The organism is Geojedonia litorea (assembly GCF_042654525.1).
Lineage (GTDB): Bacteria > Bacteroidota > Bacteroidia > Flavobacteriales > Flavobacteriaceae > Geojedonia > Geojedonia litorea.
In genome coordinates, this window is sequence record NZ_JBHSGP010000014.1 from 744,501 (window position 1) to 770,067 (window position 25,567).

The following is a 25,567-nucleotide window of genomic DNA, read 5'->3' on the forward strand; positions in this document are numbered from 1 at the left end:
TATTTGGTAAATCATACACAACTCTATTGGTAATTAAGCCTTTTTTTTATGCACATGATTTAGTGTTGCTAACTATTGGCCTACTATCAATTCCATATTTTAGATTTAAACATAGAATAAAAAGTGTCGAACTTTTTTTCGGTATTTCTTGCGTATATCTAATATATTCTTTTTTAAAATTGAACCTTGAGGATTCATATTATATTTTAAGACAGTTTATGTTATTTGGGTATGGAATAGTGATCTACTTTATATTCAATAGATTAACAAGTTTAGAAATTACGTATAAAAACCTTGTAAAATACCTTATCTATTTTGGTGTATTCTGCTTTATAATTCAAGCATTGAATATAACCTATGTAATTGTTTTCAAGTCTTACGATCCTATTTTGCATAAATATTATTATTCACCAATAATCATGCTAGGGTTGTTACTTATGGGTAGTTATGTGCTTATCAATATAAAAAACACTTATTTAAAACATATTTTATTCATCTTAATCTTTTATATCTCTCTTACAACAGGGCATGATTCCTTATATTTAAGTTTAGGATTGGTTTACTTTTCGTATTGGTTTTTAAAAGCAAATAAAAGTCAAAGAATTATTTTGACAGTGAGTCTATTGGCAGTTGGAGTTTGTGTTTTTGCATTTGTTCCTACCTTTACTGATGTTAACATGAAATGGCGCTTTTTATTCTGGAAAGATTCATTAAGTAAAGTCATTGACAACTATCTTATATTTGGAGACGGTTTTGGTATTCAATATGCATCTGATGAGACAGTGTCGAAGCTAAATGAGTTATTTTCTTGGCCAATAAGCGGTCCTCAAATTGTTGGTGATGGTAAATATTTATGTGCTCCACACAATTCTTTTATTTCAATGATACTTCATATCGGAATTTTATCAATTTTCCTGCTGATTTATCCGTTAAAAACACTTTTCACCAATAAAAAATTACTAAAGGATAATGAAGTTTTATTTTTGTTTTTGAATTTATTGGGCATTGCAATATTTTGTTCATTTAATGTTATTCTTGAATTACCACATTCGTCTTCATTATTTTGGATTGTATATTTTGGGTTGGTTTTTAAATTGAACGATAATAAATATCAGAATGAATTTTAGAGAAAGCTTTGAAAATTTAAAAATTTACTGTGAACAAGAGTATTACAAAGGGTGGGACCCTTATGATGGATTAAATAGCTGGATTATACAAAATACGTTTTTAGGAAAATCCCGTTTTTTTAGATTAGCATGGATTCAACTTTTCAAAAGGAACCCTATAAATTTAAGAACGTTATTTGGAATTAAAAAGGCTTATAACCCCAAAGGACTTGGCTTATTCTTGACAGGCTATTGTAATCTTTATACCATAGAAAACAAAAAAGACTATTTAAACAAAATAAATGAACTAGCCCAACAAATAATAGCCCTTAAAACCGAAGGGTATTCAGGAGCTTGTTGGGGCTATAACTTTGATTGGCAAGCAAGAGCCTTCTTTCAACCCAAATACACACCTACAGTTGTTGCTACGACCTTTATTTCTGAAGCATTATTAGAAGCCTATAAAATCACCAACAACAAGCGTTATCTAGATACGGTTATAAGTGCAGCAGAATTTGTCAAGAATGATTTGAACAAATCTTTTGATAGCGATGGGGATTATACGTTTTCTTACTCTCCACTAGATAATACGCAAGTTTACAATGCAGGGCTACTAGGAGCAAAACTGTTAAGCCGAGTATATGTTTATACTAAGGATGAAGGTTTACTTGAGCAATCGAAAAAAGTAGTTTCATATGTTTGTAAAAAACAGAATAGCGATGGTTCTTGGGCCTACGGTACATTACCGTTTCACCAATGGATAGATAATTTTCATACAGGCTATAATTTAGAATGCATTAGCATTTATAAACAATCGTCTAAAGATTCGTCATATGATGAGAACCTAAAAAGAGGTATGGATTATTATTTAAAAACTTTTTTTACTTCTGAAGGCATATCAAAATATTATAATAATCAAACGTATCCAATCGATATCCATGCACCATCACAATTAATAGTCACTCTGTCTAAATTTGGAAATTTTAAAGAAAACAGAGAGCTTATAGATAAAGTTTTAAGCTGGACAATTGATAATATGCAATCTAACAAGGGTTATTTTTATTATCAAAAAAAGAAAATGATCACTTCTAGAATTCCATATATTCGTTGGGCGCAAGCTTGGATGTTTTATGCATTTAGTTTTTACTTTTTAGAGCTCAATAATGATGAATAGAATAAGAATACTCAACACAATAATTGATAATTTCTCAATGGATGAAACACTCCTTAAAATTGAAGAGTCTATTAAGCAAGGAGAACAAATACATCATGTGGTAGTAAATGCAGGCAAAATAGTGGCTATGCAAAAGGATTTACAGCTTCGTAATAGTGTTAATGAAAGTGACTTAATCAATGCTGATGGGCAAGCTGTGGTTTGGGCTTCAAAGTTTTTACGTCAACCTTTAAAAGAAAGAGTTGCGGGAATAGATTTAATGGAGAATCTTGTTGTTTTTGCTCATAAGAAAAATTATAAGATTTTCTTTTTTGGAGCCAAGGAAGAGGTTGTTACCAATGTTGTCAGTACTTATTCTAAAAAGTATTCTTCCAATATCATTGCTGGATATAGAAACGGATATTTTAAAAAAGAAAATGAAAAGGATATAGCATTACAAATTGCACAAAGCGGTGCACATATTTTGTTTGTTGCTATTAGCTCTCCAACAAAGGAGAATTTCTTATACGAAAACAAGGAGCTTTTAAATAGTGTCAATTTTATAATGGGCGTTGGAGGTAGTTTTGATGTCGTGGCTGGAAAGGTAAAACGGGCACCTTATTGGATGCAAAAATGTGGATTAGAATGGTTTTATCGGCTAATACAGGAGCCAAAACGTATGTGGAAGCGATATTTAATCGGTAACATGAAGTTTATTTTTTTAGTGTTTAAAGCAAGATTTTTTAGCTAATTAAATATTCTATTAAAACTTAGTATTGTTATACGTTCAATTCAAAAATTATGGTTGGGTTGTATTTCAGCATACTTTCCTATTTTTGCAATAATATAAATTATAATTAATGAAAATATCGGTAATAGGTACAGGTTATGTAGGTTTAGTGACAGGAACATGTTTAGCAGAAACTGGGAATGAGGTACTTTGTATCGACATTGATGAAAGCAAGGTAAAATTAATGCAGCAAGGTAAGGTTCCAATTTATGAGCCTCATTTGGATGTACTTTTTGAACGAAATATTAAAGCCAATCGACTACGGTTTTCTACTAATCTTGAAGATGGATTAAATCATGGGGATATCATTTTTCTTGCCTTGCCTACACCAGATGGTGGTGACGGTTCGGCCGATTTGTCTTATGTACTTGAAACTTCTAAACAAATAGGTAAGCTTATTAAGAGTTATAAGGTTATTGTTGATAAAAGCACTGTGCCTGTTGGTACAGCAGAGAGGGTTAAAGAAGTTATCACTGCAGAAACCAATATTGAACATGATGTGGTTTCAAATCCAGAATTTTTAAGGGAAGGTTTTGCGGTCGATGATTTTTTAAAACCAGAACGCATTGTTATTGGGTCGAGTTCAGAGAGAGCAACCAACCTTATGAAAAAACTCTATAAACCCTTTGTTCGATCTGGAAACCCTATTATAGTTATGGATGAGAAATCAGCCGAGCTTACCAAATATGCAGCCAATGCTTTTCTAGCAACCAAAATTACGTTCATGAATGAGATCGCTAATTTTTGTGAGTTGGTAGGAGCAGATGTTGATAAAGTACGAGCTGGAGTTGGTTCTGATTCTCGAATTGGGAAACGGTTTTTGTTTCCAGGTATAGGCTATGGAGGTTCATGTTTCCCGAAGGATGTTAAGGCCTTACATAAATCAGGAAAAGATTTGGGATTTAACTTTAATTTATTGGATGCGGTTATTAAGGTTAATGAACTTCAAAGAAAGATTTTAATTCCAAGAATAGATAACTTTTTTAATCAGCAACTAAAAGATAAAACCATTGCTGTTTGGGGTCTTTCTTTTAAACCAGAAACAGATGATATTAGGGAAGCACCTGCGTTATATATGATTGATGAGCTATTGTCTAAGGGGGTTAAGTTGCGGGTGTTCGATCCTGAAGCAATGGATAATGTTAAACTTAAGTATGGCAACAAGCTTTATTACGCTACAAATATGTATGATGCTGTAAATAATGTAGATGCACTTATTATTTCAACTGAATGGAGTATTTTTAGAACACCTAATTTTTCAAAATTAAAAGAGAACATGAATCAAACAGTTATTTTTGATGGAAGAAACCTGTATGATATTGACGATATGATTAATGAAGGCTTTTATTATAGTTCAATAGGTAGAAATATTGTTCAATAATGTCAAAAACAATTCTCATAACCGGAGCTGCTGGATTTTTAGGTTCGCATTTATGTGATCGGTTTATCGCTGAAGGTTTTGAAGTTATTGGGATGGATAATTTCATTACTGGAGATCGTAAAAACATTCAGCATCTTTTAGATGTTCCCAGCTTTAAGTTCATTGAGCACGACATAACTGAATTTGTAAACATACAAGGCCATCTGGACTACATACTTCATTTTGCATCTCCCGCAAGCCCAATAGACTATTTGAAAATCCCGATACAAACCCTTAAAGTAGGATCTCTAGGTACACATAATTTACTGGGACTTGCAAAAGCAAAAAAGGCTAGAATACTTATAGCGTCAACCTCCGAAGTTTATGGTGACCCTCTGGTTCATCCGCAAACCGAAGATTATTATGGTAACGTAAATACCATTGGCCCAAGAGGAGTTTATGATGAGGCAAAACGTTTTCAGGAATCAATAACCATGGCCTATCACAGATTTCATTGTTTAGAAACCCGAATAGTTCGTATCTTTAATACCTATGGACCAAGAATGCGATTAAATGATGGACGAGTGATACCTGCATTTATGGGTCAAGCGTTGCGAGGAGAAGACCTTACGGTGTTTGGAGATGGATTGCAAACACGATCATTTTGTTATGTTGATGACCAAGTAGAAGGGATTTATAAACTATTGTTCAGTGATTATGCTTACCCAGTTAATATTGGAAACCCACATGAAATCAGTATAAAAGATTTTGCAGAAGAAATAGTCAAGCTTACTGACACGAAGCAAAAAATCGTCTATAAAGCTTTACCAATAGACGATCCAATGCAAAGACAGCCCGATATTACGTTAGCAAAAAAGATTTTGAACTGGGAACCCAAAGTAGATAGGGCAGAAGGCATGAAAAAAACCTTTGCCTATTTTAAGGGTTTATCTAAAGAAGAGTTGTTTAAAAGTGAGCATAAAGATTTTACTAACCATATAAAACGATAAGTGAGTACATTTAAACAAGGTAGGTATTCAGTTTATTTACGACCAATTTCTTATCTCATAGATTTGAGCATTGTAATTGGTCTAGCCGTATTTTATTTTTTTAAGGAAATTAATCCGATAACATTCGCTCTAGTTATATCTGCTGGCTGGATTGTTATTGCTATTACTTCTAAATTTTATGAAGTATATAGATATACAAGAGAGGTAACAATATTGTCATTGATTTTTAAACAAATGACAATCTTTTTATTACTCTTATTGGCCTTCTTAGGGTTTTACTATGATTTAAATGCTGTACTTGGAGCAATCTTAAAATATATATTAATTGTCTTTTTATTAGTGACTTGCTTCAAGTTCACAATTTTCTATTTGCTTCAAAAGTATCGCGTTTCGTTTGGCGGCAATTATCGAAGAACAGTGATTTTTGGAGAAAATAAAAAAACGCATGCCCTTGAGAATTTTTTCAATAAAAATCCAGAGTATGGATATGTACACATGAAAACTTTTGGCTTCAAGGATAAAAAAAATGACGAACTTGAAGAAGTCTTTGATTATATTTTGAAAGAATCAATTGACGAAATTTACTGTTCAATTTCTGAACTTACTAATAGCCAAATTAGCGCCATTGTTGATTTTGCAGATAATAATTTGAAGATTCTCAAGTTTCTACCAGACAATAAAGAAATTTATTCAAGAAAATTAAGATATGAGTACTATGATTATTTACCAATAATCTCATTACGAATCATTCCTCTTGAAGACTCTATAAATATGTTTGTAAAACGGTTGTTCGATATAATGTTTTCAAGTTTGGTTATTATTTTTATACTATCCTGGTTAACACCTTTAATTGCTATATTAATTAAATTAGAATCTAAAGGACCTGTTTTTTTTAAGCAATCTCGAAACGGGTTTAATTATAAAGAATTTGATTGTTATAAGTTTAGATCTATGACCCCAAACAAAGACGCACATTTATTTCAAGCGACTAAAGGAGATCAAAGAGTTACTAAAATTGGCAAATTCATTAGGAAAACAAGTATTGATGAACTGCCACAGTTTTTCAACGTACTTTTTGGAGACATGTCGGTTGTGGGACCAAGACCCCACATGGTTAGTCATACTAATATGTATGCTAAACGTATAGATAAGTTTATGGTACGTCATTTTGTAAAACCAGGAATAACAGGTTTGGCCCAGATTAGTGGATTTAGAGGTGAAGTTGAAACCGACAAAGACATTATTGGTCGGGTAAAATATGACATATTTTATATCGAAAATTGGTCTTTATTGTTAGACTTAAGAATTATTTTCAAAACTTTTATGAACGCGGTTAAAGGCGATGAAAAAGCCTATTAAATCTGTTTGATAAGTTGTTCTAATTGACTATGAAAATCAAATTGTGTTAATGATACTTTCTGAACTGCTATTTTATTCTTTAAATTAAGCTCGCTTTTCTCTATTCTAGAAATAACTGTATTTAAATTTGAGTAGTTACCCACTTCAGCCACCCATCCTAATTCATGGTTTTTAACTATTTTCTCCCCTTCACCTCCGCCAAAATAAAGAACGGGCAAACCTAAACGTATATATTCAAAAAGTTTTGAGGGTACAGATCCATAAATTCTGTTGAGCAAGGGTATTATGGCTAAATCGTACTGAACCAGTTCTTGATGCAAAAAGTCTCTTGAAACCTCACCATGATAAATAATAGGTAACTTAGGGTTAGTTAAAATAAAATTTTCAGTGGCTTCAAGTTCATGCCCTGCGCCGTAAATATGAAATTCAATTTTTGAATAATCGAGCTCCTGGCAGAGTTTAAAAACGCCTTGCGCAACACCCAATAATCCCGCATAAACCAGTTTAATTGTGTTGTTGCTTTGATGGGATTGTTTTAATTCTGGGATTTCAAAATCGGGATAATTACGATATAGAAATGTTTTTTTATTAGGAAAAAGGGATAGCACATGAGTTAATATTTCTTCACTTTGACCAAGTATGAAATCAGCTTTTTGATAATTAAAATGTTCAACATATTCGAGAAGGCGATATGTAAAATTCTTTTTAAAGACTTTTAAATGCAAACCAGCAATTGGCCAAAGGTCGCTAACATTTAAAATGAGTTTTCTCTTTTTTCTCTTTAATAAAAGCATACATGTAAACGCGACCAACAACGGTGGAGATTGAACAACAACCCTGTTGGGGATTTTATTCCAAATAAAAAACCAAATCAAACTAAAACTATAGGAAAGCATTGCAATAAACCTTAACAATTTGTTTTTGGAGTTGCTGGCGTAAATCCACAAACGATGAACAATAATGTTGTTTTCATTTGATGTTTGATGAATCGAACCTCGATAAGTTTTAAAAATCCTTCCCGTTGGATAATTTGGCAAAGGCGTAACAACGGTTACCTTGTATCCATTTTTATCTAAACCTTTAGCTAATTGTGCCATACGGTTTGCCGCCGCTCCAGTTTCAGGAGGGAAATAATTTGTTATGATAAAAATTTCGCCCACTTTAGTTATTAATAAGTGATGAAAACTGCCGTAATTTACCACTTTTTGAACGGTGTAATTGAGTTTGCTGTTCAAACTCAATGTTTAGGCCTTTTTCTAGGTAACGTTCCATTTCAAGTGAAATCGCAATCATTTTTTCTGAAGTTAGTTTTTCAGAACTAACATAAGAAATTTTAAACGTATCTAATTTGTGTTGTTCTATTATAAACTCTTTAACTTTACCATCATCTTCAATAATAGACTTTGTAATATAATAAAACGTTAAACCTGCCGCCTTTTTTCCACTGGGTAAAATGGCAACATCATTAGTTCTTCCAATGAGTTGCTTCAGAATGGGTTTTTTAGGTGTACTCTGTTTTGAGAGTACACCAATATCACCAATATCGTAGCGGATAAAGGGATGGGCTTTGTTGTAAAGTGAGGTTATGACAACTCTACCTTCTTCCCCGTAAGGAAGCACTTGATTTTTTTCATCCAATATTTCAACAAAAAGGGTTTCACTCGTCACTTGCCATTGATTCATAGGGTTTTGAAAAGCAATTAAATCTAACTCTGATGCTCCATATTCATTAATTAGCGGTATCCCGAACCAAGTTTCCATTAATCGTTTGTCGTCCTCAAAAAGCATTTCAGAAGTAACTACACAAACTTTTAAACTTGGGCAAACCGTGCTTAAAACTAGATTTTTTCGTTCTAAAAATTTTGCAAATTGAACAATAGGGCTGGTATAGCCATTAATATAATCGAATTTTGTAGACTTGAATTTTTTAAGATGATTTTCAAAAGCCATATCGCTTAGATCAAATACAGAAAACCTAAACCGATTGCTGAAAATATCCTTTAATCGCTCTTTGTAATATCCTTTTTTATCTAATGGAATCCCATAAAACCTAGCTTGTTTTGAATTGTTAAAATCCAAATTGAGCCAACCAAATCGATCTTGTATAATCGCCCATGTCATTGCATGACAAAATTTGTCTTTAGCAAAAACAAAAGGATCGCCAGAGGATCCCGAAGTTTTATTAACGTAAACATTTTTTGTTGAGAATCCATTCGACAGCCGATTTTGCAAAGGCTGCTGTAAATCTTTTTTGGTCATAATAGGTATTGAATTCCAATGTGATGGATTAATTGAACCTACTAGTTCTTTATAAAAGGCATTGTGTTTGATATGGTAGGATACAATTTTACTTTTGGCATCTTCAATATAACTCTTAAAATCAGCTTCATTTGGATTTTGGATACGGTTTAAGACGCTTTTTGCCTTTTTCAAAGGGAAACCACTCAATTGTAGTGAAAGGTCAAATAAATTCAAAAGAAAATGATTTTATGTTTTTGTAAAATAATTGCTTTTTAAGCGCAAAAGCAACTATTTTTGTGCAAACAATAAACTCATGACTATTTTAATTCTTGGCTCTGGAGGAAGAGAACATGCTTTTGCCTGGAAAATTGCTCAAAGCCCTTTATGTAATAAATTGTATGTGGCTCCTGGCAATTCAGGTACAGCTAAAATTGCTCAAAATGTTAATATAAGTGTTACAAATTTTCCCGCAATAAAAGAGTTGGTTACATCCAAAGGAATTGATATGGTGGTAGTTGGCCCTGAAGACCCATTGGTTCAAGGTATCCACGATTTCTTTTTGAATAATAACGAGCTAAAAGAAGTTGCCGTAATTGGTCCTCAAAAAGCCGCAGCCGCCCTAGAAGGGAGCAAGAAATTTGCCAAAGAGTTTATGTTCAGGCATAATATTCCAACGGCCGGATATCAAAGTTTTAATAAAAACACTATTGAAGAAGGCTTTAAGTTTTTGGAATCCCTTTCACCGCCTTATGTTTTAAAAGCAGATGGATTAGCGGCAGGTAAAGGCGTATTGATCATAAATGATTTAGATCAGGCAAAGCAAGAATTAAAAAGCATGCTTTTGAAAGCCAAATTTGGTGAGGCAAGTTCAAAAGTAGTTATTGAAGAGTTTTTGGATGGTATTGAGTTGAGTTGTTTTGTACTTACCGATGGTCAGAGTTATAAAATTTTGCCAATGGCAAAAGACTATAAACGAATAGGAGAAGGAGATACCGGACTGAATACCGGAGGAATGGGGGCTGTTTCGCCTGTACCTTTCACGACCGAAGAATTTTTCAACAAAATTGAAGAGCGTATTGTTAAGCCCACAATAGAAGGTTTAAAAAAAGATAACCTTCCATACAAAGGATTTATTTTTATTGGATTGATAAAAGTTGGAGACGATCCAAAAGTTATTGAGTACAATGTGCGAATGGGAGATCCTGAAACTGAAGTTGTTGTTCCTAGAATACAAAATGATCTAGTGCAAATTTTTCAGGCCATTGCTAATAAAAAATTACATTCTATTAATTTAGAGATTGATGAAAGGGCCGCTACAACTGTCATGTTAGTTTCTGGAGGTTATCCTGAAGCCTATGAAAAAGGTAAGGTAATTACAGGCTTAGATAAGATTAATGGATCAATTGCTTTTCATGCCGGAGCCATAGTAAAAGATGGTAATGTTGTAACTTCGGGTGGCCGTGTAATGGCAATTACCTCATTTGGAGAAAACTACCAAGAGGCCATAAAAAAATCTTATCAAAGTATAGATCAACTAAAATTTGATAAGATGTATTATCGTAAAGATATTGGTTTTGATTTATAAGTAAGAATGTGATGAGATACTTTTGTCCTCTTCACCGTTATCGTTAAATTTCTTTAATTCAAGCATCCAGTAGACAAACGCTACAGAGCCTATCAATAAAAAAATCCAGGACAATACATTAGCACCAGCCCAACTTTCAAGCTCTAAAGCTCTTAAGGCATCAAAAGGTGCAAAAAGTGTATCTACAAATAAATCTTGAATTGCGTAAAAAAAGTCTTTCATCATTTTTAATTTAAAACCCATAACAGGCTTACAGAGTATAATCAATATATTTACATTGCAAAATTACATTTTTTCAAATTAAATTGAATAAAAAGAAATAGAATATTTAATCAACTTAAATGATATCAAGTTTTTTCAGTAAAGCAAAACCTGTACATTTTGTAATAGTATCTTCAATTGTGCTTTTAGTTTTTGTAGTTGCCAAACTGCATTTTTTAGAAGCGCCATTCAGCCTAAATTTGCTCGGCAAACAATTAGGATTGTTTTTAATTTGTTTAACCTCTTTGTTTGTACTAGACTTTTTCGTGAGTCGAAATAACCTAACCAAAAAAAACAGTTACAAGCTTTTAATCTTTAGCTTATTTATAGCGATTCTTCCGGAGTCAATTTTAAGCTCAAAAATACTATTAGCGAATTTATTTGTACTATTAGCATTTAGAAGATTAATTAGTTTGAGATCTAAAAAAGCAATCAAGAAGAAGCTTTTTGACGCGGCGTTTTGGATAGGTATTGCAGCCCTCTTTTACTTTTGGGCTATATTATTCTACATTTTGATTATTGCAGGGCTTATACTATACTCTATTTTAGGAATAAAAAACTGGATTGTCCCACTAATTGGATTGATAACAGTTGGCATTATTTGGACTTCATATATGATATTGGCAAATTATGATATTGTGCAGTATTTTAATGCTTTGATTGATATAAGTTTTGATTTTAGTCAATGGAATTCTAAAAGATTAATTCTAGGAATTACACTCATTTTATCTTACGGCATTTGGGCACTTTTTTATATGCTTAAAGACTTAGGTTCTCGGTCAAAAAAATCCAGACCATCCTATATTTTAATTGTTGTTGGGGCAATGGTTGGACTTTTTATTATTGCAGTAGCACCCAACAAAAACGGAAGTGAGTTTTTGTTTTTGTTCGCACCAATGGCCATTATTATCACTAATTATTTAGAAACACTTTCAGAAAAATGGTTTAAGGAGGTATTGATAATAGGATTGATAGTTGCCCCTCTAGTTGCGTTAATGCTGTAACTTTTCTCCAAATGCTAAATCGCCAGCATCCCCTAACCCTGGAATAATATACCCTTTATCGTTAAGACGCTCATCAATTGCAGCAATCCATAGATGAGTTTCCTTATTAAAATGTTTTCCTACATAATCAACACCTGCTTTTGCCCCAATAACACTAACTAGATGAATATCTTTAGGTGCCCCAAAAGGTTTTAAGGCTTCAAACGTGGCTACCATGGATTGTCCAGTGGCTAGCATTGGGTCGGCAAGAATAAGGGTTTTGTTTTCAAGACTAGGACAGGCCAAATATTCAACTATAATTTCAAAATTTTCGGGATTTTCCTTGTGATGGCGATAAGCAGAGATAAACGCATTTTCTGCGGAATCAAAATAATTTAAAAGTCCATTGTGAAGCGGGACACCTGCCCTTAAAATAGAACAAAGTACAATGTCATTATTGTGTAGCTCAATTTTTGATTCACCCAAAGGCGTTTTAATAGATTGAGTGGTAAAATCAAATGATTTACTCATTTCATATCCTAATACTTCACCAATGCGTTCTATGTTTCGCCTAAAACGCATTCTATCGGTTTGAATAGAGTAATCTCTAATTTCAGAAATAAATGTATTTAAAACAGAATTTCCTTTAGATAAGTTGTGTATATGCATGGCTGGATTGGCACTTGTTGAAGGTAAAGTTAATTAAAATAGAAGTATATTTGCGTTTTAAAATTTTCAACTTATGTTTTCAGAAACTGCCAACAAAATTTTTCAGGAAGTGATAGAAAGCTATCATGTTCTCGATAGTGTAGATCAGCCCTTTTCTAACCCTTATGATAAAAATTCTGACTTGTTGGCCCATTTACTTTATAGAAAATGTTGGATTGATACCGTACAATGGCATTATGAAGACATCATTCGAGATCCAAGCATAGAACCTGTTGCGGCATTAAAATTGAAACGCCAAATTGATGCTTCAAATCAAGACCGAACAGACATGGTAGAATATATTGACAGTTATTTTTTGGAAAAATATAAGAACATTACGCCTAAAACTAATGCTACGATAAATACTGAAAGTCCAGCGTGGGGAATTGATCGATTATCGATTCTAGCTTTGAAAATTTATCACATGAGTCAAGAAGCTACAAGAACAGATGCTTCTGAAGCCCATAGATCTGCATGTCAAGCAAAACTTAATGTATTATTAGAACAACGCGTAGATTTATCAACTGCTATTGATACTTTGCTTAATGATATAAAAAATGGAGATAAGTACATGAAGGTCTATAAGCAAATGAAAATGTATAACGATGATGAATTGAATCCAGTGCTTCGATCTCAAAAGTAAGCACAGTTAACTCATTTTATACATCAAAAGAAACATGCCAAAACCTGAACACATACTTGTTATACGTTTATCGGCAATGGGAGATGTGGCTATGACAGTTCCCGTAATTAGGGCATTGATGAATAAACATCCAAATGTTAAGGTTACTGTGTTAACTCGACCCTTTTTTGCACCTATGTTTAGGGATATTACAAATACTACTGTTTATGCCGCAAATGTCAAGAATGAACATAAAGGTATATTAGGGCTTTATAAGCTTTCAAAACAACTAAAAAGGTTGAATTTTGATGCCATTGCCGATTTACACAATGTTCTTCGAAGTAAGCTGTTAAGAAGCTTTTTAATTGGTATCAAATCAGCTCACATTGATAAAGGACGAAAAGAGAAAAAAGCTCTAATTTCCGGTCAAATTTTCCATCAACTTAAATCTACACATCAACGTTATGCTGATGTTTTTGAAAAACTCGGATTTTCATTGGATTTATCCAACCCGGCATTTCCTGAAAAAGCAGTATTAAAACAAGATATATTCGCCATCACTGGAAATAAATCGAATACTTGGATAGGAATCGCACCTTTTGCAGCACATGCTAGTAAAATGTATCCTTTAGACATGATGGAACAGGTTATAAAAACCTTATCTAAAAACTATAAAATTATTCTATTTGGCGGAGGCGCTAATGAAATTGACATTTTAAAATTGTATGAAAACAAATTTGAAAATGTTATTTCGGTTGCTGGGAAATTGAATTTAGAAATGGAATTGGATCTCATTTCAAATTTAGACTTAATGCTGTCTATGGATTCTGGTAACGCACACCTAGCTGCTATGTTAGGTATAAAGGTAATTACCATTTGGGGCGTGACACATCCATATGCCGGATTTGCACCATACAATCAGCCCAAAGACTTTCAGATAATTTCAGATAGAACACAGTTTCCGTTAATCCCAACTTCGGTTTACGGAAATAAATACCCTGACGAATATGAAAATGCTGCTGCAAGCATCTCTCCAGATTCAATTGTAGCCAAAATAGAAAAAACAATTTCTACTAACATTTAATTACATCCTATATATCGTCGTAATCAACTCTTATGTTTGGTGTAGTAGGATGCGCTTGGCAGGTTAAAATAAGGCCTTCGGCCAATTCGCTATCGGTTAAAATGTTGTTTTGTCGCATGGTGGCTTCACCTTCGGTCAAACGAGCCAAACAACTGCTGCAGATGCCTCCTTGGCATGAATAGGGTGCATCAATGTCTTCATCTAAAGCCGCTTCTAAAATGGACTGTTTTTGAGACATCTCAAAAGTCGTTTCTTCTTCGTCAACAATCACAGTAACCATTGTTTTACCAGAAGCAACGGCTAAATCTTCAACCTCATCAACTTTAGCAGCCTTAAAAAGTTCAAAAAACACACGCTCCTTTGGGATTCCATGTTCTTCTAAAACGTCTTTGACGGTGTAAATCATACCTTCAGGACCACACAAATAATAAGCATCCACATCAATGTGCTTATACTTATTTTTCATCACAAAATTTACTGTACTTTTTTCAATGCGTCCAAAAATGGCATCGTCCTCATCAGCTTGACTAAATACAAACTGAACAGAAAAGCGATTGCTATATTGGTGCTGAAGCTCCAAAAGTTCGTTTAAGAACATTGTATCCTTGGTGGTTTTATTCCCATAAACAAGTATAACTTTGCTATACACCTCTTCTTCTAAAGCACATTTAATAATGCTCAAAACCGGAGTGATCCCACTACCAGCAGCAAATGCCGCAATGTTTTTAGTTTTGGAGTCGTTGGGTTCAAAAATAAATCGCCCTTTGGGCGGAGCTACTTCTAAAATGTCGCCAATTTTTAAATCACGGTTAGCGAAGGCAGAGAACGTCCCGTCTGTCACTTCTTTTATGCCTACTTTAAGATCTCCGCTTTTAGGAGATGAACATAGCGAGTAATCCCGTCGGACTTCAAGACCATTAATTATCGCTTTTAAGGTAATATACTGACCCGCCTTAAATGCAAAAGTATCTTTAAGGGATTCAGGAACGTTAAAACTAACTACAACTGAAGATTCTGTTTCTCTTTGAATGTTAGAAACGGTGAGTTTATGAAATTGAGACATGAATGTTTTTTTGCAAAAATAACAAATAGACTTGTAAATGGGTTTTGATTGTAACAAAAAGAGTTTTATTATTACTAATGGTTAAATGCTTTCCCAAAAGATATGATTAGACACTTCTTAAATTTAGAATGGAAACAGTTTTTTAGATCAGCCAGTTTTGGAAAAGGTCTTGCTCTTAAAATTTTGATGGTGTTTTTGGCACTGTATTTTATGGTGACATTTTTAGCTTTAGGAGTGGCATTATATCCAATCCTTAAAAAAGCGTTTCCCGAAGAAGATCCCTTTTTAATTGTAAACAATTTTATTTTTTATTGGATTATTGCTGATTTACTTATTCGGTTTTTCTTTCAAAAACTACCAGTTATGAGTGTTAAGCCATTGCTTACATTGCCAATTAAAAAAAGTAAGGTCATTAATTATGTTCTAGGGAAATCGGCATTTTCGTTTTTTAATTTTTTGCCCTTGTTCGCAACTATACCTTTTGGGATTGTTTTATTATTTAACAACTACAACCTTGTTGAGGTTTTGATATGGATATTTCTTTTATTGTTAATCACACAAATCATTAATTTTTTAAATTTTATTGTTGAAAGTCTAACTGCAGAATCTGAAGTTTCATTTTTGCCTTTAATTTTAATTTCTGGATCTTTGTTTGCACTTAATTATTTTGAAATAGTATCGTTTTCAGACGCCCTTTCAAATGCAATTATTGCAATAACAAAAAATCCGATATTGATTGTAGCTCCAGTTGCAATACTTGCAACTCTTTTTTGGTACAACTACAAACTCTTAAAAGCAAAGCTATATCTTGATAACTCATTGCAGTCCAAAACCCAGGAAGTTAAGACTTCAGAAATGCAATGGACAAGACGGTTTGGTGATGTGGCGCCGTTTATGCAATTGGATCTCAAACTCATATGGAGAAACAAACGACCTAGATCTAGTGTGTTTATATTGGTAATCGGTCTACTTTATGGCTTGTTTTTTTACCCCAACCCTATTTATAAGGATATGGCATTTATGTATGGGTTTATAGGTGTTTTTGTTACTGGAATTTTTCTAATCAATTTTGGACAATTCATTCCAGCATGGGATAGTGGCTATTACAAGCTTTTAATGAGCCAGAATATAAAATATCAGGACTATTTAAAATCTAAATACGTACTTATGGCAATGAGTGTGGTGATTCTTTTTGTGTTGAGCATACCTTATGTCTATTTTGGCTGGAAGATACTTTTGGCACATTTTGCGGCTGCCATTTACAACATTGGAGTAAATACACATGTCATTTTATTTGCAGGGTCATTTAACAGAAAAAAAATTGATTTAAACCAACGTGCAGCATTCAACTATCAAGGCACTGGTGCGGTACAATGGCTTTTGGGCATTCCTTTAATGCTGTTGCCAATAGGGATATTTTCGATTTTTCATTTTTTAATAAATTTTGAAGCAGGAATTGCCTCATTGGTGCTTTGTGGTATTCTTGGAATTGTATTTCATCAAAAACTCATGGGTTTTATTACTTCTAAATATATAGATTCAAAACACAAAATGATTAGTGCCTTTAGCGAGGACAATTAATTTAAAATAATATGATAATCACTTCAAACCTTTCAAAATCTTACAACCAAAACCGTGTATTGCATATTGAGAGCCTCGATATTCCGAAAGGACAAAGCTTTGGTCTTGTAGGCAACAATGGTGCAGGTAAAACCACATATTTTAGTTTGTTGTTGGATTTGATCCAGCCTACAACAGGGCATATTAAAAACAATAATATTTTGGTTCATGAGAGTGAAGATTGGAAGCCGTTTACCTCTTCATTTATCGATGAAAGTTTTTTAATTGGGTATTTAACACCAGAAGAATACTTTTATTTTATTGGCGAGTTAAGAGGTCAAAATCGTGCTGATGTTGATAAACTACTTTCTCAATTTGAAGATTTTTTTCATGGCGAAATTTTAAAACAGAAAAAATACCTTAGAGACTTAAGTAAAGGAAATCAAAAGAAGGTAGGCATTGTTGCCGCTTTGATAGGCAACCCAGAAGTAATTATACTTGATGAACCTTTTGCAAACCTTGATCCAACTACTCAAATTCGACTTAAAGCCATAATTAAAGATTTAGCCGAAACGAAGGGAGTCACAGTGCTTATTTCTAGCCATGATTTAATGCATGTAACCGATGTATGTGAACGTATTGTGGTGCTTGAAAAAGGAGAAATTGTAAAAGATCTCGTCACTAGCGAAGCCACCTTAAAAGAATTAGAAGCCCATTTTTCGGGTGCAGTCGCCAACTAAAAGTCTTTTCATTTTTCAGCTATAATTCAAAAAGATGCTTATTTTTACAACGATGCATAATATTTGCCATTGTTTTTAGTTATACTATGAACCTAATAATGCCAACGTTGACCACTTCTTTTAGAATTATAGTACTGGTTTGTTTCACTTCTATTTTAGTGGTGGGATGTTCTCGTAAGAAAGACAAATTCCTTAACAGAAACTTTCATGCATTAGGAACAAAATACAATATTTTATATAACGGAAATATTGCCTTGGAAAAGGGGCGTGAGAGTGTTGACGATGCCTATACCGATAATTATTGGGACTTGTTGGAAGTTGAACGCATGCAGGTTTCAGACGATATTGTGTTGCCTGGGCAATCAAAAAACAAAGATTTTGAAGTTGCAGAAGAAAAAGCTATAAAAGCAGTTCAAAAGCACGGGATGAATATCTCCGGAAAAGAGAAAAATCCACAAGTAGACGAAGCTTATTTACTGTTAGGGAAAGCACGATATTATGATCAAAGGTTCGTGCCAGCCCTTGAAGCCTTCAACTACATTCTTTACAAATATCCTGCGAGTGACAAAATTAACCAAGCTAAAATATGGCGTGAAAAGGCAAATATTCGCTTGGAAAACAATGAATTGGCCATAAAAAATCTTAAACGTTTAATTAATCGAGAGGAACTTTCTAATCAGGATTTGGCTGATGCTTCAGCAATGCTAGCTTCTGCATATATCAATATTAAAGCCAAGGATAGTGCTTTAACACAATTGGCAATTGCAGCAAAAAACACCAAGAATAACAACCAAAAGGCACGTTATAATTATATAAGAGGGCAATTATATAATGAGTTTGGTAAAAAGGACAGTGCTAATTTAGCATTTGATAAAGTCATAGAACTTCATAGAAAAGTACCGCGTGCATATTATATTAATGCACATCTAGCCAAGGCTAATAATTTCGATTTAAATAAAGGCAACAAGCTCGAATTTCAAGAGTATTTAACCAAAATGGAGGAGAACAGAGAAAACAGACCATTTCTGGATAAAATTTATTTTCAAATTGCCGAATATCACAAAGCAAATGGATCTGATACTATTGCAGAAGCCTATTACAATAAATCGTTAAGGACAAACTCGCAAGATTCATACTTAAAGTCACTTGATTATTCCACTTTGGGAGACATGAGTTTTGATCGTTCTGAATACAAAAAGGCTGGAGCTTACTATGATAGCACCATGACTAATTTAACATTGAATTCCAAGCCTTATCGTGTTATCAAACGTAAACGTGACAATTTAGAAGATGTTATTTTTTATGAAGATGTAGCTCAAGTAAATGACAGTATCCTATATCTTGTCAATCTTTCACAAGCAGAAAGACTCAATTATTTTGAAGCGTTTACACAAGACTTAAAAGAAAAGGCAGAAGCAAGAAAGGAAAAAGAAGAAATTGCGCAGCGTCTTAATACGGGACTGGCAACAGCCAATAACATTAATTCTGGGACATCAATTGACCCTAGGAGGGGGTTAACCTCAGCTCCAGGGCCGCAGTCGTTTTATTTTTACAACCAAACAACAGTAGCGTTTGGTAGAAATGAGTTTTTAAGAATTTGGGGAGATAGATCGCTCAAGGATAATTGGAGACTTTCAAACAGCAATACTTCTAATACAAATCAGCAAGTTAATGCATTAGTTGCAGGAGCAACTGAAGAAGAACTTTATGACCCCGAATTCTATATTTCTAAAATTCCAACAGAAGGCAAAGCCATTGATAGTTTGATTAGAGATAGAAATTATGCCTATTACCAATTAGGCGTTATCTATAAAGAAAAGTTTAAAGAACTTGAACTTGCAAAAAGCAAGTTAAACACGCTTTTAAACAACGATCCAGAAGAACGTTTGATACTTCCAACAAAATACCATTTGTACCAAATATATGAAGGATTAGGTCAAACCCAGGAGGCTAATATTGCAAAGAATGATATAATCTCAAATTATCCAGATTCGAGATATGCTGAATTGCTATTAAACCCTAAATCTCAATTAGCTAAAGACCAAAATAGTCCAGAAAGCCTCTACGAAAAGGTTTACGAACAATTTTTATCGCAAAATTATGCCTCGGTTATTGAGCAAAGCGATGGTTATATCAAAGAGTTTGACGGCGATATGATAGTTCCAAAGTTTGAAATTTTAAAAGCCTCTGCTAGAGGACGGTTATACGGCTTTGAAGCTTACAAAGAAAGCATTAACTATATCGCTTTAAATTATCCTAATGCCGAAGAGGGCAAAAAGGCCGAAGAAATTATGGAAGTTGTAATCCCGGTGCTTGAGCAAAAAGGCTTTACAGACGATACTTTAGCAAAAAATTTCAATGTAATTTATCAATTTGGTAATAATTCAGGTGAAGATAGTGATGCATTTTTGAAAAAAATTCAAGAAGAAATAGCCGATATCAGATATTTTGAATTGAGTGCCACCAAAGACGTTTATGATAAAAATACTACCTTTATAGTCATACATGGTTTCAATGACATGGGCGGAGCTGTTGGTTTTGCTGATTTGTTAAGAGAGCGAAAATCAAAAATCATAAGACCATACATAGCAATTTCTTCTCCAAACTATGAAACCGTGCAATTGCATAAAAATTTAGACGAATATATTAAAGCGCAGTAAAATGTTTTCAGATTTAAAAAAAGGAAAAATGGCAGCAACAGATACATATTCACAGCAAAATTTAATTGCTAAAGGAACTACAGTTACAGGGGATATCATAAGTGATGGTGATTTTAGAATTGAAGGGAACATTCAAGGCAATCTCAAAACACCAGGAAAAGTTGTAATTGGAAAAACGGGCCTTATTAATGGTACTTTAAAAAGTGCGAATGCCGATATTGAAGGCAAATTTTCAGGTAAATTAATACTTACAGACACACTTTCATTGAAATCTTCGGCACAGGTTGAGGGCGAAGTTGAAGTGGGAAAACTGGCAGTAGAACCAGGAGCCTCATTTAATGCAACTTGTTTAATGAAAGGTTCTGTAAAAGAATTAAGTAAAGGTGAACAACAATCAAGGCTCACAAGAGAAGCCGAAAAAACAGCTTAAAAACGCCGCCATACTTACAGGAGTAGCAATACAAATGGGAGTAACTATTTATCTGTTTGCCATTTTAGGCAAATGGCTGGATAGTGAATATAATAATGGCGAAAAACTCTATGTCATTATTTGCACCCTAACCGGGATTGCAATATCATTTTACCTAGTTATTAAACAAGTTAATAGAATTAAATATTAATGCCTCGTTCGATTATTAAATTTTCAATGCTCATTATTGGAGTTCTTTCTTTTATGTTTATTATTCATATAGCAACGCTAAACGTTTTAGATTTACTGCTATTTGCTGATAGAATTATTGAAGCTTATCTCATTAACGGGGTGTTAGCAATTGCAATATTCTTTGTCATGCTTGCTTTAAAGAATAGATATCAGAGCCAATTGGGCTTTATTTTTATGTTTGGAAGCGCCTTAAAATTCTTGGTTTTTTTCATTGTTTTTTATCCGTTTTATAAACAGGACGACGTGATAAGTCGAACCGAATTTTTTGCGTTTTTCTTACCTTATGCAACATGTCTAATAATTGAAACTGCTAGCCTTTCAAAATGGTTGAATAAGCAAGGGTCTAACCCGTAAAAAACACCCCATAAAATAAAACATAAAATAGTTTTTGTTTTTGAGATAAAAACCTACCTTTGCAGCGATTTTTAAGCCACTATTAGATAGAGTGATATGCGAAGAAAAATAACTGTAAAAACAATTACCTTATTACTATTTTTAGTCTCTTTTGTGACTTACGGTCAAGAAGACCACAGTCAAGCTGAATCAGGCACTGATAAAAGGAGTGAAATTAAAGAGTACATACAGCACCATTTACAAGATTCATACGATTTTAATTTGTTCTCATGGACAACTGATGCTGGTGAGGTAAAACACTTTGGATTTCCACTCCCTGTGATTTTATGGGACGATGGTTTAAAAGTCTTTTCATCTTCAAAATTTCATCATGGAGAAACCGTGGCTGAAGTAGATGGAAATTACTACAAAAACTATCACGGCAAAATATACAAAACAGATGCTGAAGGCACAATTAATTACGATGCCGAGCACCATGCTACAAATGCAAAGCCACTAGACTTTTCTATTACCAAAAACGTAGTCATGATTATGATGGTATTCGCCATTATGTTCTTTATGTTTAGTAGAATGGCAAAATCGTATCAAAAAAACAATGGGATGCCCAAAGGTATGGGTCGTTTTTTAGAGCCTATTGTGATTTATGTTCGTGATGAAATAGCAATTCCTAATATAGGTGAAAAGCATTACAAACGATACATGAGTTATTTGTTAACTGTGTTTTTCTTTGTTTGGATTGTGAATTTATTTGGATTGACTCCAATAGGAATGAACGTTACTAATAATATAGCGGTTACCTTATGTTTAGCACTTATAACTTATGTTATAACTACCTTTTCAGGAAATAAAAACTATTGGAAACACATCTTCTGGATGCCAGGGGTACCTGTTCCAATGAAAATAATATTGGCGCCTATAGAACTTTTAGGAACCATTATAAAGCCCTTCTCATTAATGATACGATTGTATGCAAATATTACTGCCGGACATATTGTATTGATGAGTATTATTGGGATGATGTTTGTGTTTCATAATTGGATAGGAAGTTCTTTATCCTTTGTTTTAGCCTTTGTGTTAGGTATTTTAGAATTATTGGTAGCGGCTTTACAAGCATATATTTTTACCGTGCTTTCAGCACTATACTTTGGTATGGCGGTTGAGGAGCATCATGATGAAGCACATTAATAAGTTGAATGTTTAATTTTTAATTATATATATATTATGGAAATTCCAGCAATCGTAGGAGCAGGTTTAGTAGTAATTGGAGCAGGAATCGGGATCGGAAGGATCGGTGGTTCAGCTATGGAAGCAATTGCACGTCAACCGGAAGCTACAGGAAAGATTCAAACTGCCATGCTTATTGCAGCGGCCTTAATTGAAGGTATTGGTTTTGCTGCATTGTTTGCAGTGTAAAACAAACAAAAAAAGAAACAGCTATAACGGTTGGTTGTAGCTGTTCTTTTAAATTAAACATTAATTAGTTTAGAAATAACATATTATGGAAAAATTACTTGACCAGTTTTCATTAGGATTGTTTTTTTGGCAAGCAGTATTATTTATAGCACTAATCCTTTTATTAAGAAAATTTGCTTGGAAACCTATTTTGGATTCAGTAAATAATAGAGAAGAGGGAATAAAAAATGCTTTAGAATCTGCAGAGAACGCTAAAAGAGAAATGCAAAACCTTCAGGCAGATAACGAAAAGTTATTACAAGAAGCTAGATTAGAGCGTGAGACTATGTTAAAAGAAGCTCGTGATATCAAGAATAAAATGATTGAAGATGCTAAAGGTGAAGCGCAACTGCAAGCGAGTAAAATAATTGAACAAGCCCAAACAGCTATTGAAAGTGAAAAGAAAGCAGCTATGACAGAACTTAAAAATCATGTTGCAACCTTGTCATTAGAAATCGCTGAAAAAGTTGTTCGTAAAGAATTATCTACACAAGATAGCCAAGAAAAATTGGTTGAGTCTATGTTAGGTGAAGCAAAATTAAACTAATCACAATGGCAGGAGCAAGAGCAGCAGTACGATATGCCAAAGCAGTTTTAAGCTTGGCTTCAGATCAAAAAATGGCCGAAGCGGTCAATAATGATATGAAGCTGATGGCTAATACAATTGCTAATAGCGAGGACCTAAAAAACGTAGTTAAGAGTCCAGTGGTTAGATCTTCAGTAAAAAAAGAAGTACTTCAACAAGTTTTTAAAGGCACAAACGCTATTACAGGGAATCTAATAGACACCTTAATTGCTAATAAAAGAGTAGCACTTTTAGAAGAAATTGCTTCAAAATATATTCAATTATACGATGAGTTAAGAGGAACTCAAGTAGCTAAAGTTACTACCGCTGTTCCATTAACTGATGGATTGAAATCTAAAGTATTGGCGAAAATTAAAGAACTTACAGGTAACGATATTGAAGTTGAAAATACTATTGATGAAAGTATTTTAGGAGGCTTCATTTTACGTGTTGGTGATATACAATACGATGCAAGTATTGCTAACAATTTAAATAAGTTAAAGAGAGAATTTACATTAAACTAAAAGCGTTTAGATCAGATTTTAAAATCTAGTACCTAACGCCTAATATTAAATAAAAATGGCAGAAGTAAAACCAGCTGAAATATCAGCAATCTTAAAACAACAACTATCAGGTTTTGAAGCAGGTGCTTCATTAGACGAAGTAGGAACAGTATTAACTGTTGGTGATGGTATTGTACGTGCTTACGGATTATCTAACGCCCAATATGGAGAGTTAGTAGAATTCGATGGTGGTTTAGAAGGAATTGTACTAAACCTTGAGGAAGATAACGTTGGTATTGTATTATTAGGACATTCCAAAGGTGTAAAAGAAGGTTCAACAGTTAAACGTACCAAGCGTATTGCTTCTATTAATGTTGGAGAAGGTATAATTGGTCGTGTTGTTGATACATTAGGAAATCCTATCGATGGTAAAGGTGCTATCGAAGGTAAAACTTTTGAAATGCCATTAGAGCGTAAAGCTCCTGGTGTTATTTACCGTGAACCAGTAACAGAACCACTTCAAACAGGAATTAAATCAATCGATGCCATGATTCCAGTTGGTAGAGGTCAACGTGAGTTGGTAATTGGTGACCGTCAAACAGGAAAAACAACGGTTTGTATTGACACTATCTTAAATCAGAAAGAGTTTTACGATGCAGGTGAACCTGTATATTGTATTTATGTTGCAGTTGGACAAAAAGCATCAACAGTAGCAAATATTGCAAAAGTATTAGAAGAGAGAGGCGCTTTAGCTTACACCACAATCGTTGCAGCAAATGCATCAGATCCTGCTCCAATGCAAGTTTATGCCCCTATGGCAGGAGCGGCGATTGGAGAATATTTTAGAGACACAGGTCGTCCGGCTTTAATTATCTATGATGATTTATCTAAACAAGCTGTTGCATATCGTGAGGTGTCACTTTTATTACGTCGTCCTCCAGGACGTGAGGCCTACCCAGGTGACGTATTCTACTTACATTCACGTTTATTAGAGCGTTCTGCTAAAATCATTAACAATGATGAGATCGCTAAAAACATGAACGATTTACCAGACAGCTTAAAACCTATGGTTAAAGGTGGTGGGTCCTTAACAGCGTTACCAATTATTGAAACACAGGCAGGTGACGTATCGGCTTATATCCCAACAAACGTAATTTCTATTACCGACGGGCAAATTTTCTTGGATGGAGATTTGTTTAACTCTGGAGTTCGTCCTGCAATTAACGTAGGTATTTCAGTATCACGTGTAGGAGGAAATGCTCAAATTAAGTCTATGAAAAAGGTTGCAGGAACATTAAAATTAGACCAAGCGCAGTTCCGTGAATTGGAAGCCTTCGCAAAATTTGGTTCTGATTTGGATGCGGCAACTTTAAATGTAATTGAAAAAGGAAAACGTAACGTTGAGATTTTAAAGCAAGCACAAAACGATCCATTTACAGTTGAAGAGCAAATTGCGATTATTTATGCAGGTTCTAAAAACTTATTAAGAAGCGTACCTGTTGAAAAAATAAAAGAGTTTGAGCGTGATTATTTAGAGTTCCTTAAAGCAAAGCATAGCGATGTTTTAGCAACTTTAAAAGCAGGAAAATTAACTGATGAAGTTACAGATACATTAACAGCTGTAGCAAAAGATTTATCAGGAAAGTTTAAAGCTTAAAAAACAATCATAATGTCATCCTGAACTTGTTTCAGGATCTCATAATTTAGTTCAAGAATATTCTGATTTAATTTAGAATTAGAAATAAAG

The 25,567-nt window shown here is 33.7% G+C and carries 26 protein-coding genes; 21 read left to right on the plus strand and 5 right to left on the minus strand.

Annotated features, from left to right (window positions below):
• The first annotated feature begins 419 nt into the window (after positions 1-419).
• The 6 genes from ACFO5O_RS11220 (at position 420) to ACFO5O_RS11245 (ending at position 6,778) form a co-directional block, all read left to right on the plus strand.
• Entirely contained in the window at positions 420-1,127 is a 708-nt protein-coding gene (locus tag ACFO5O_RS11220) for a hypothetical protein (RefSeq protein WP_387963795.1), read from the plus strand.
• Positions 1,117-2,280 (plus strand): glycoside hydrolase family protein, encoded by a 1,164-nt coding sequence (locus tag ACFO5O_RS11225; protein ID WP_387963797.1) that lies wholly within the window; start codon positions 1,117-1,119, stop codon positions 2,278-2,280. Before ACFO5O_RS11220 ends, ACFO5O_RS11225 begins: the two co-directional genes overlap by 11 nt.
• Positions 2,270-3,010, plus strand: coding sequence for a WecB/TagA/CpsF family glycosyltransferase (locus ACFO5O_RS11230; protein WP_387963799.1), 741 nt, complete (start codon positions 2,270-2,272; stop codon positions 3,008-3,010). Before ACFO5O_RS11225 ends, ACFO5O_RS11230 begins: the two co-directional genes overlap by 11 nt.
• A 109-nt stretch (positions 3,011-3,119) precedes the next feature.
• Entirely contained in the window at positions 3,120-4,430 is a 1,311-nt protein-coding gene (locus tag ACFO5O_RS11235; protein WP_387963801.1) for a UDP-glucose dehydrogenase family protein, read from the plus strand.
• Entirely contained in the window at positions 4,430-5,419 is a 990-nt protein-coding gene (locus ACFO5O_RS11240; RefSeq protein ID WP_387963803.1) for a UDP-glucuronic acid decarboxylase family protein, read from the plus strand. The genes ACFO5O_RS11235 and ACFO5O_RS11240 overlap by 1 nt, the downstream gene beginning before the upstream one ends.
• Positions 5,420-6,778, plus strand: a complete 1,359-nt coding sequence (locus ACFO5O_RS11245) for an undecaprenyl-phosphate glucose phosphotransferase (protein ID WP_387963805.1) — start codon at positions 5,420-5,422, stop codon at positions 6,776-6,778.
• Here ACFO5O_RS11245 and ACFO5O_RS11250 read toward each other — a convergent pair.
• Positions 6,775-8,013, minus strand: coding sequence for a glycosyltransferase family 4 protein (locus ACFO5O_RS11250; RefSeq protein WP_387963807.1), 1,239 nt, complete (start codon positions 8,011-8,013; stop codon positions 6,775-6,777). The genes ACFO5O_RS11245 and ACFO5O_RS11250 overlap by 4 nt on opposite strands.
• Entirely contained in the window at positions 7,940-9,253 is a 1,314-nt protein-coding gene (locus tag ACFO5O_RS11255) for a phenylacetate--CoA ligase family protein (protein WP_387963809.1), read from the minus strand. Before ACFO5O_RS11255 ends, ACFO5O_RS11250 begins: the two co-directional genes overlap by 74 nt.
• Before the next feature lie 79 nt (positions 9,254-9,332).
• On the opposite strand from ACFO5O_RS11255, the gene purD reads away from it, so the two are divergent.
• Positions 9,333-10,604, plus strand: coding sequence for a phosphoribosylamine--glycine ligase (purD, locus tag ACFO5O_RS11260; protein WP_387963811.1), 1,272 nt, complete (start codon positions 9,333-9,335; stop codon positions 10,602-10,604).
• Here the strand turns inward: purD and ACFO5O_RS11265 are convergent.
• Positions 10,599-10,826 carry a DUF6341 family protein gene (locus tag ACFO5O_RS11265; protein WP_387965121.1) on the minus strand — a complete coding sequence of 76 codons (228 nt, stop codon included), beginning with the start codon at positions 10,824-10,826 and terminating at the stop codon, positions 10,599-10,601. The genes purD and ACFO5O_RS11265 overlap by 6 nt on opposite strands.
• Positions 10,827-10,945: 119 nt before the next feature.
• On the opposite strand from ACFO5O_RS11265, the gene ACFO5O_RS11270 reads away from it, so the two are divergent.
• Complete coding sequence (locus ACFO5O_RS11270) at positions 10,946-11,869, plus strand: DUF6427 family protein (RefSeq protein WP_387963813.1); 924 nt, start codon at positions 10,946-10,948, stop codon at positions 11,867-11,869.
• Here the strand turns inward: ACFO5O_RS11270 and upp are convergent.
• On the minus strand, positions 11,858-12,517 hold the full coding sequence (gene upp, locus ACFO5O_RS11275; protein ID WP_387963815.1) for a uracil phosphoribosyltransferase: 660 nt from the start codon (positions 12,515-12,517) through the stop codon (positions 11,858-11,860). The two genes, ACFO5O_RS11270 and upp, sit on opposite strands and share 12 nt — an antisense overlap.
• 73 nt (positions 12,518-12,590) lie before the next feature.
• Here upp and ACFO5O_RS11280 point away from each other — a divergent pair, with 73 nt between their 5' ends.
• Both ACFO5O_RS11280 and ACFO5O_RS11285 read left to right on the plus strand, forming a co-directional pair.
• A complete protein-coding gene (locus ACFO5O_RS11280; protein ID WP_387963817.1) occupies positions 12,591-13,199 on the plus strand; it encodes a DUF4254 domain-containing protein in 609 nt (202 codons plus the stop codon).
• A gap of 34 nt (positions 13,200-13,233) precedes the next feature.
• On the plus strand, positions 13,234-14,262 hold the full coding sequence (locus ACFO5O_RS11285; RefSeq protein ID WP_387963819.1) for a glycosyltransferase family 9 protein: 1,029 nt from the start codon (positions 13,234-13,236) through the stop codon (positions 14,260-14,262).
• Between the two features lie 7 nt (positions 14,263-14,269).
• On the opposite strand, the gene ACFO5O_RS11290 is transcribed toward ACFO5O_RS11285, so the two are convergent.
• Positions 14,270-15,325, minus strand: a complete 1,056-nt coding sequence (locus ACFO5O_RS11290) for a 2Fe-2S iron-sulfur cluster-binding protein (protein WP_387963821.1) — start codon at positions 15,323-15,325, stop codon at positions 14,270-14,272.
• Positions 15,326-15,427: 102 nt separating this feature from the next.
• Here ACFO5O_RS11290 and ACFO5O_RS11295 point away from each other — a divergent pair, with 102 nt between their 5' ends.
• The 11 genes from ACFO5O_RS11295 (at position 15,428) to atpA (ending at position 25,477) form a co-directional block, all read left to right on the plus strand.
• Positions 15,428-16,906 carry a DUF5687 family protein gene (locus ACFO5O_RS11295; protein WP_387963823.1) on the plus strand — a complete coding sequence of 493 codons (1,479 nt, stop codon included), beginning with the start codon at positions 15,428-15,430 and terminating at the stop codon, positions 16,904-16,906.
• Between the two features lie 11 nt (positions 16,907-16,917).
• Complete coding sequence (locus ACFO5O_RS11300; RefSeq protein ID WP_387963825.1) at positions 16,918-17,625, plus strand: ABC transporter ATP-binding protein; 708 nt, start codon at positions 16,918-16,920, stop codon at positions 17,623-17,625.
• 86 nt (positions 17,626-17,711) lie between these two features.
• Positions 17,712-20,285 carry a type IX secretion system periplasmic lipoprotein PorW/SprE gene (gene porW / locus ACFO5O_RS11305; RefSeq protein WP_387963827.1) on the plus strand — a complete coding sequence of 858 codons (2,574 nt, stop codon included), beginning with the start codon at positions 17,712-17,714 and terminating at the stop codon, positions 20,283-20,285.
• Position 20,286: 1 nt separating this feature from the next.
• Positions 20,287-20,715, plus strand: a complete 429-nt coding sequence (locus tag ACFO5O_RS11310) for a bactofilin family protein (protein WP_387963829.1) — start codon at positions 20,287-20,289, stop codon at positions 20,713-20,715.
• On the plus strand, positions 20,669-20,905 hold the full coding sequence (locus tag ACFO5O_RS11315; RefSeq protein WP_387963831.1) for an AtpZ/AtpI family protein: 237 nt from the start codon (positions 20,669-20,671) through the stop codon (positions 20,903-20,905). Before ACFO5O_RS11310 ends, ACFO5O_RS11315 begins: the two co-directional genes overlap by 47 nt.
• Positions 20,905-21,300: a hypothetical protein gene (locus ACFO5O_RS11320; protein WP_387963833.1), complete on the plus strand. Its 396-nt coding sequence runs from the start codon at positions 20,905-20,907 to the stop codon at positions 21,298-21,300. The genes ACFO5O_RS11315 and ACFO5O_RS11320 overlap by 1 nt, the downstream gene beginning before the upstream one ends.
• Positions 21,301-21,396: 96 nt before the next feature.
• A complete protein-coding gene (gene atpB / locus ACFO5O_RS11325) occupies positions 21,397-22,485 on the plus strand; it encodes a F0F1 ATP synthase subunit A (protein WP_387963835.1) in 1,089 nt (362 codons plus the stop codon).
• Positions 22,486-22,521: 36 nt separating this feature from the next.
• Positions 22,522-22,713, plus strand: coding sequence for an ATP synthase F0 subunit C (atpE, locus tag ACFO5O_RS11330; RefSeq protein ID WP_102756010.1), 192 nt, complete (start codon positions 22,522-22,524; stop codon positions 22,711-22,713).
• A gap of 85 nt (positions 22,714-22,798) precedes the next feature.
• Positions 22,799-23,299 (plus strand): F0F1 ATP synthase subunit B, encoded by a 501-nt coding sequence (locus ACFO5O_RS11335; RefSeq protein WP_387963837.1) that lies wholly within the window; start codon positions 22,799-22,801, stop codon positions 23,297-23,299.
• A 5-nt stretch (positions 23,300-23,304) separates the two neighbouring features.
• Positions 23,305-23,841: an ATP synthase F1 subunit delta gene (atpH, locus tag ACFO5O_RS11340; protein ID WP_387963839.1), complete on the plus strand. Its 537-nt coding sequence runs from the start codon at positions 23,305-23,307 to the stop codon at positions 23,839-23,841.
• Positions 23,842-23,896: 55 nt separating this feature from the next.
• Positions 23,897-25,477, plus strand: a complete 1,581-nt coding sequence (gene atpA, locus ACFO5O_RS11345) for a F0F1 ATP synthase subunit alpha (RefSeq protein WP_387963840.1) — start codon at positions 23,897-23,899, stop codon at positions 25,475-25,477.
• Positions 25,478-25,567: the final 90 nt, after the last annotated feature.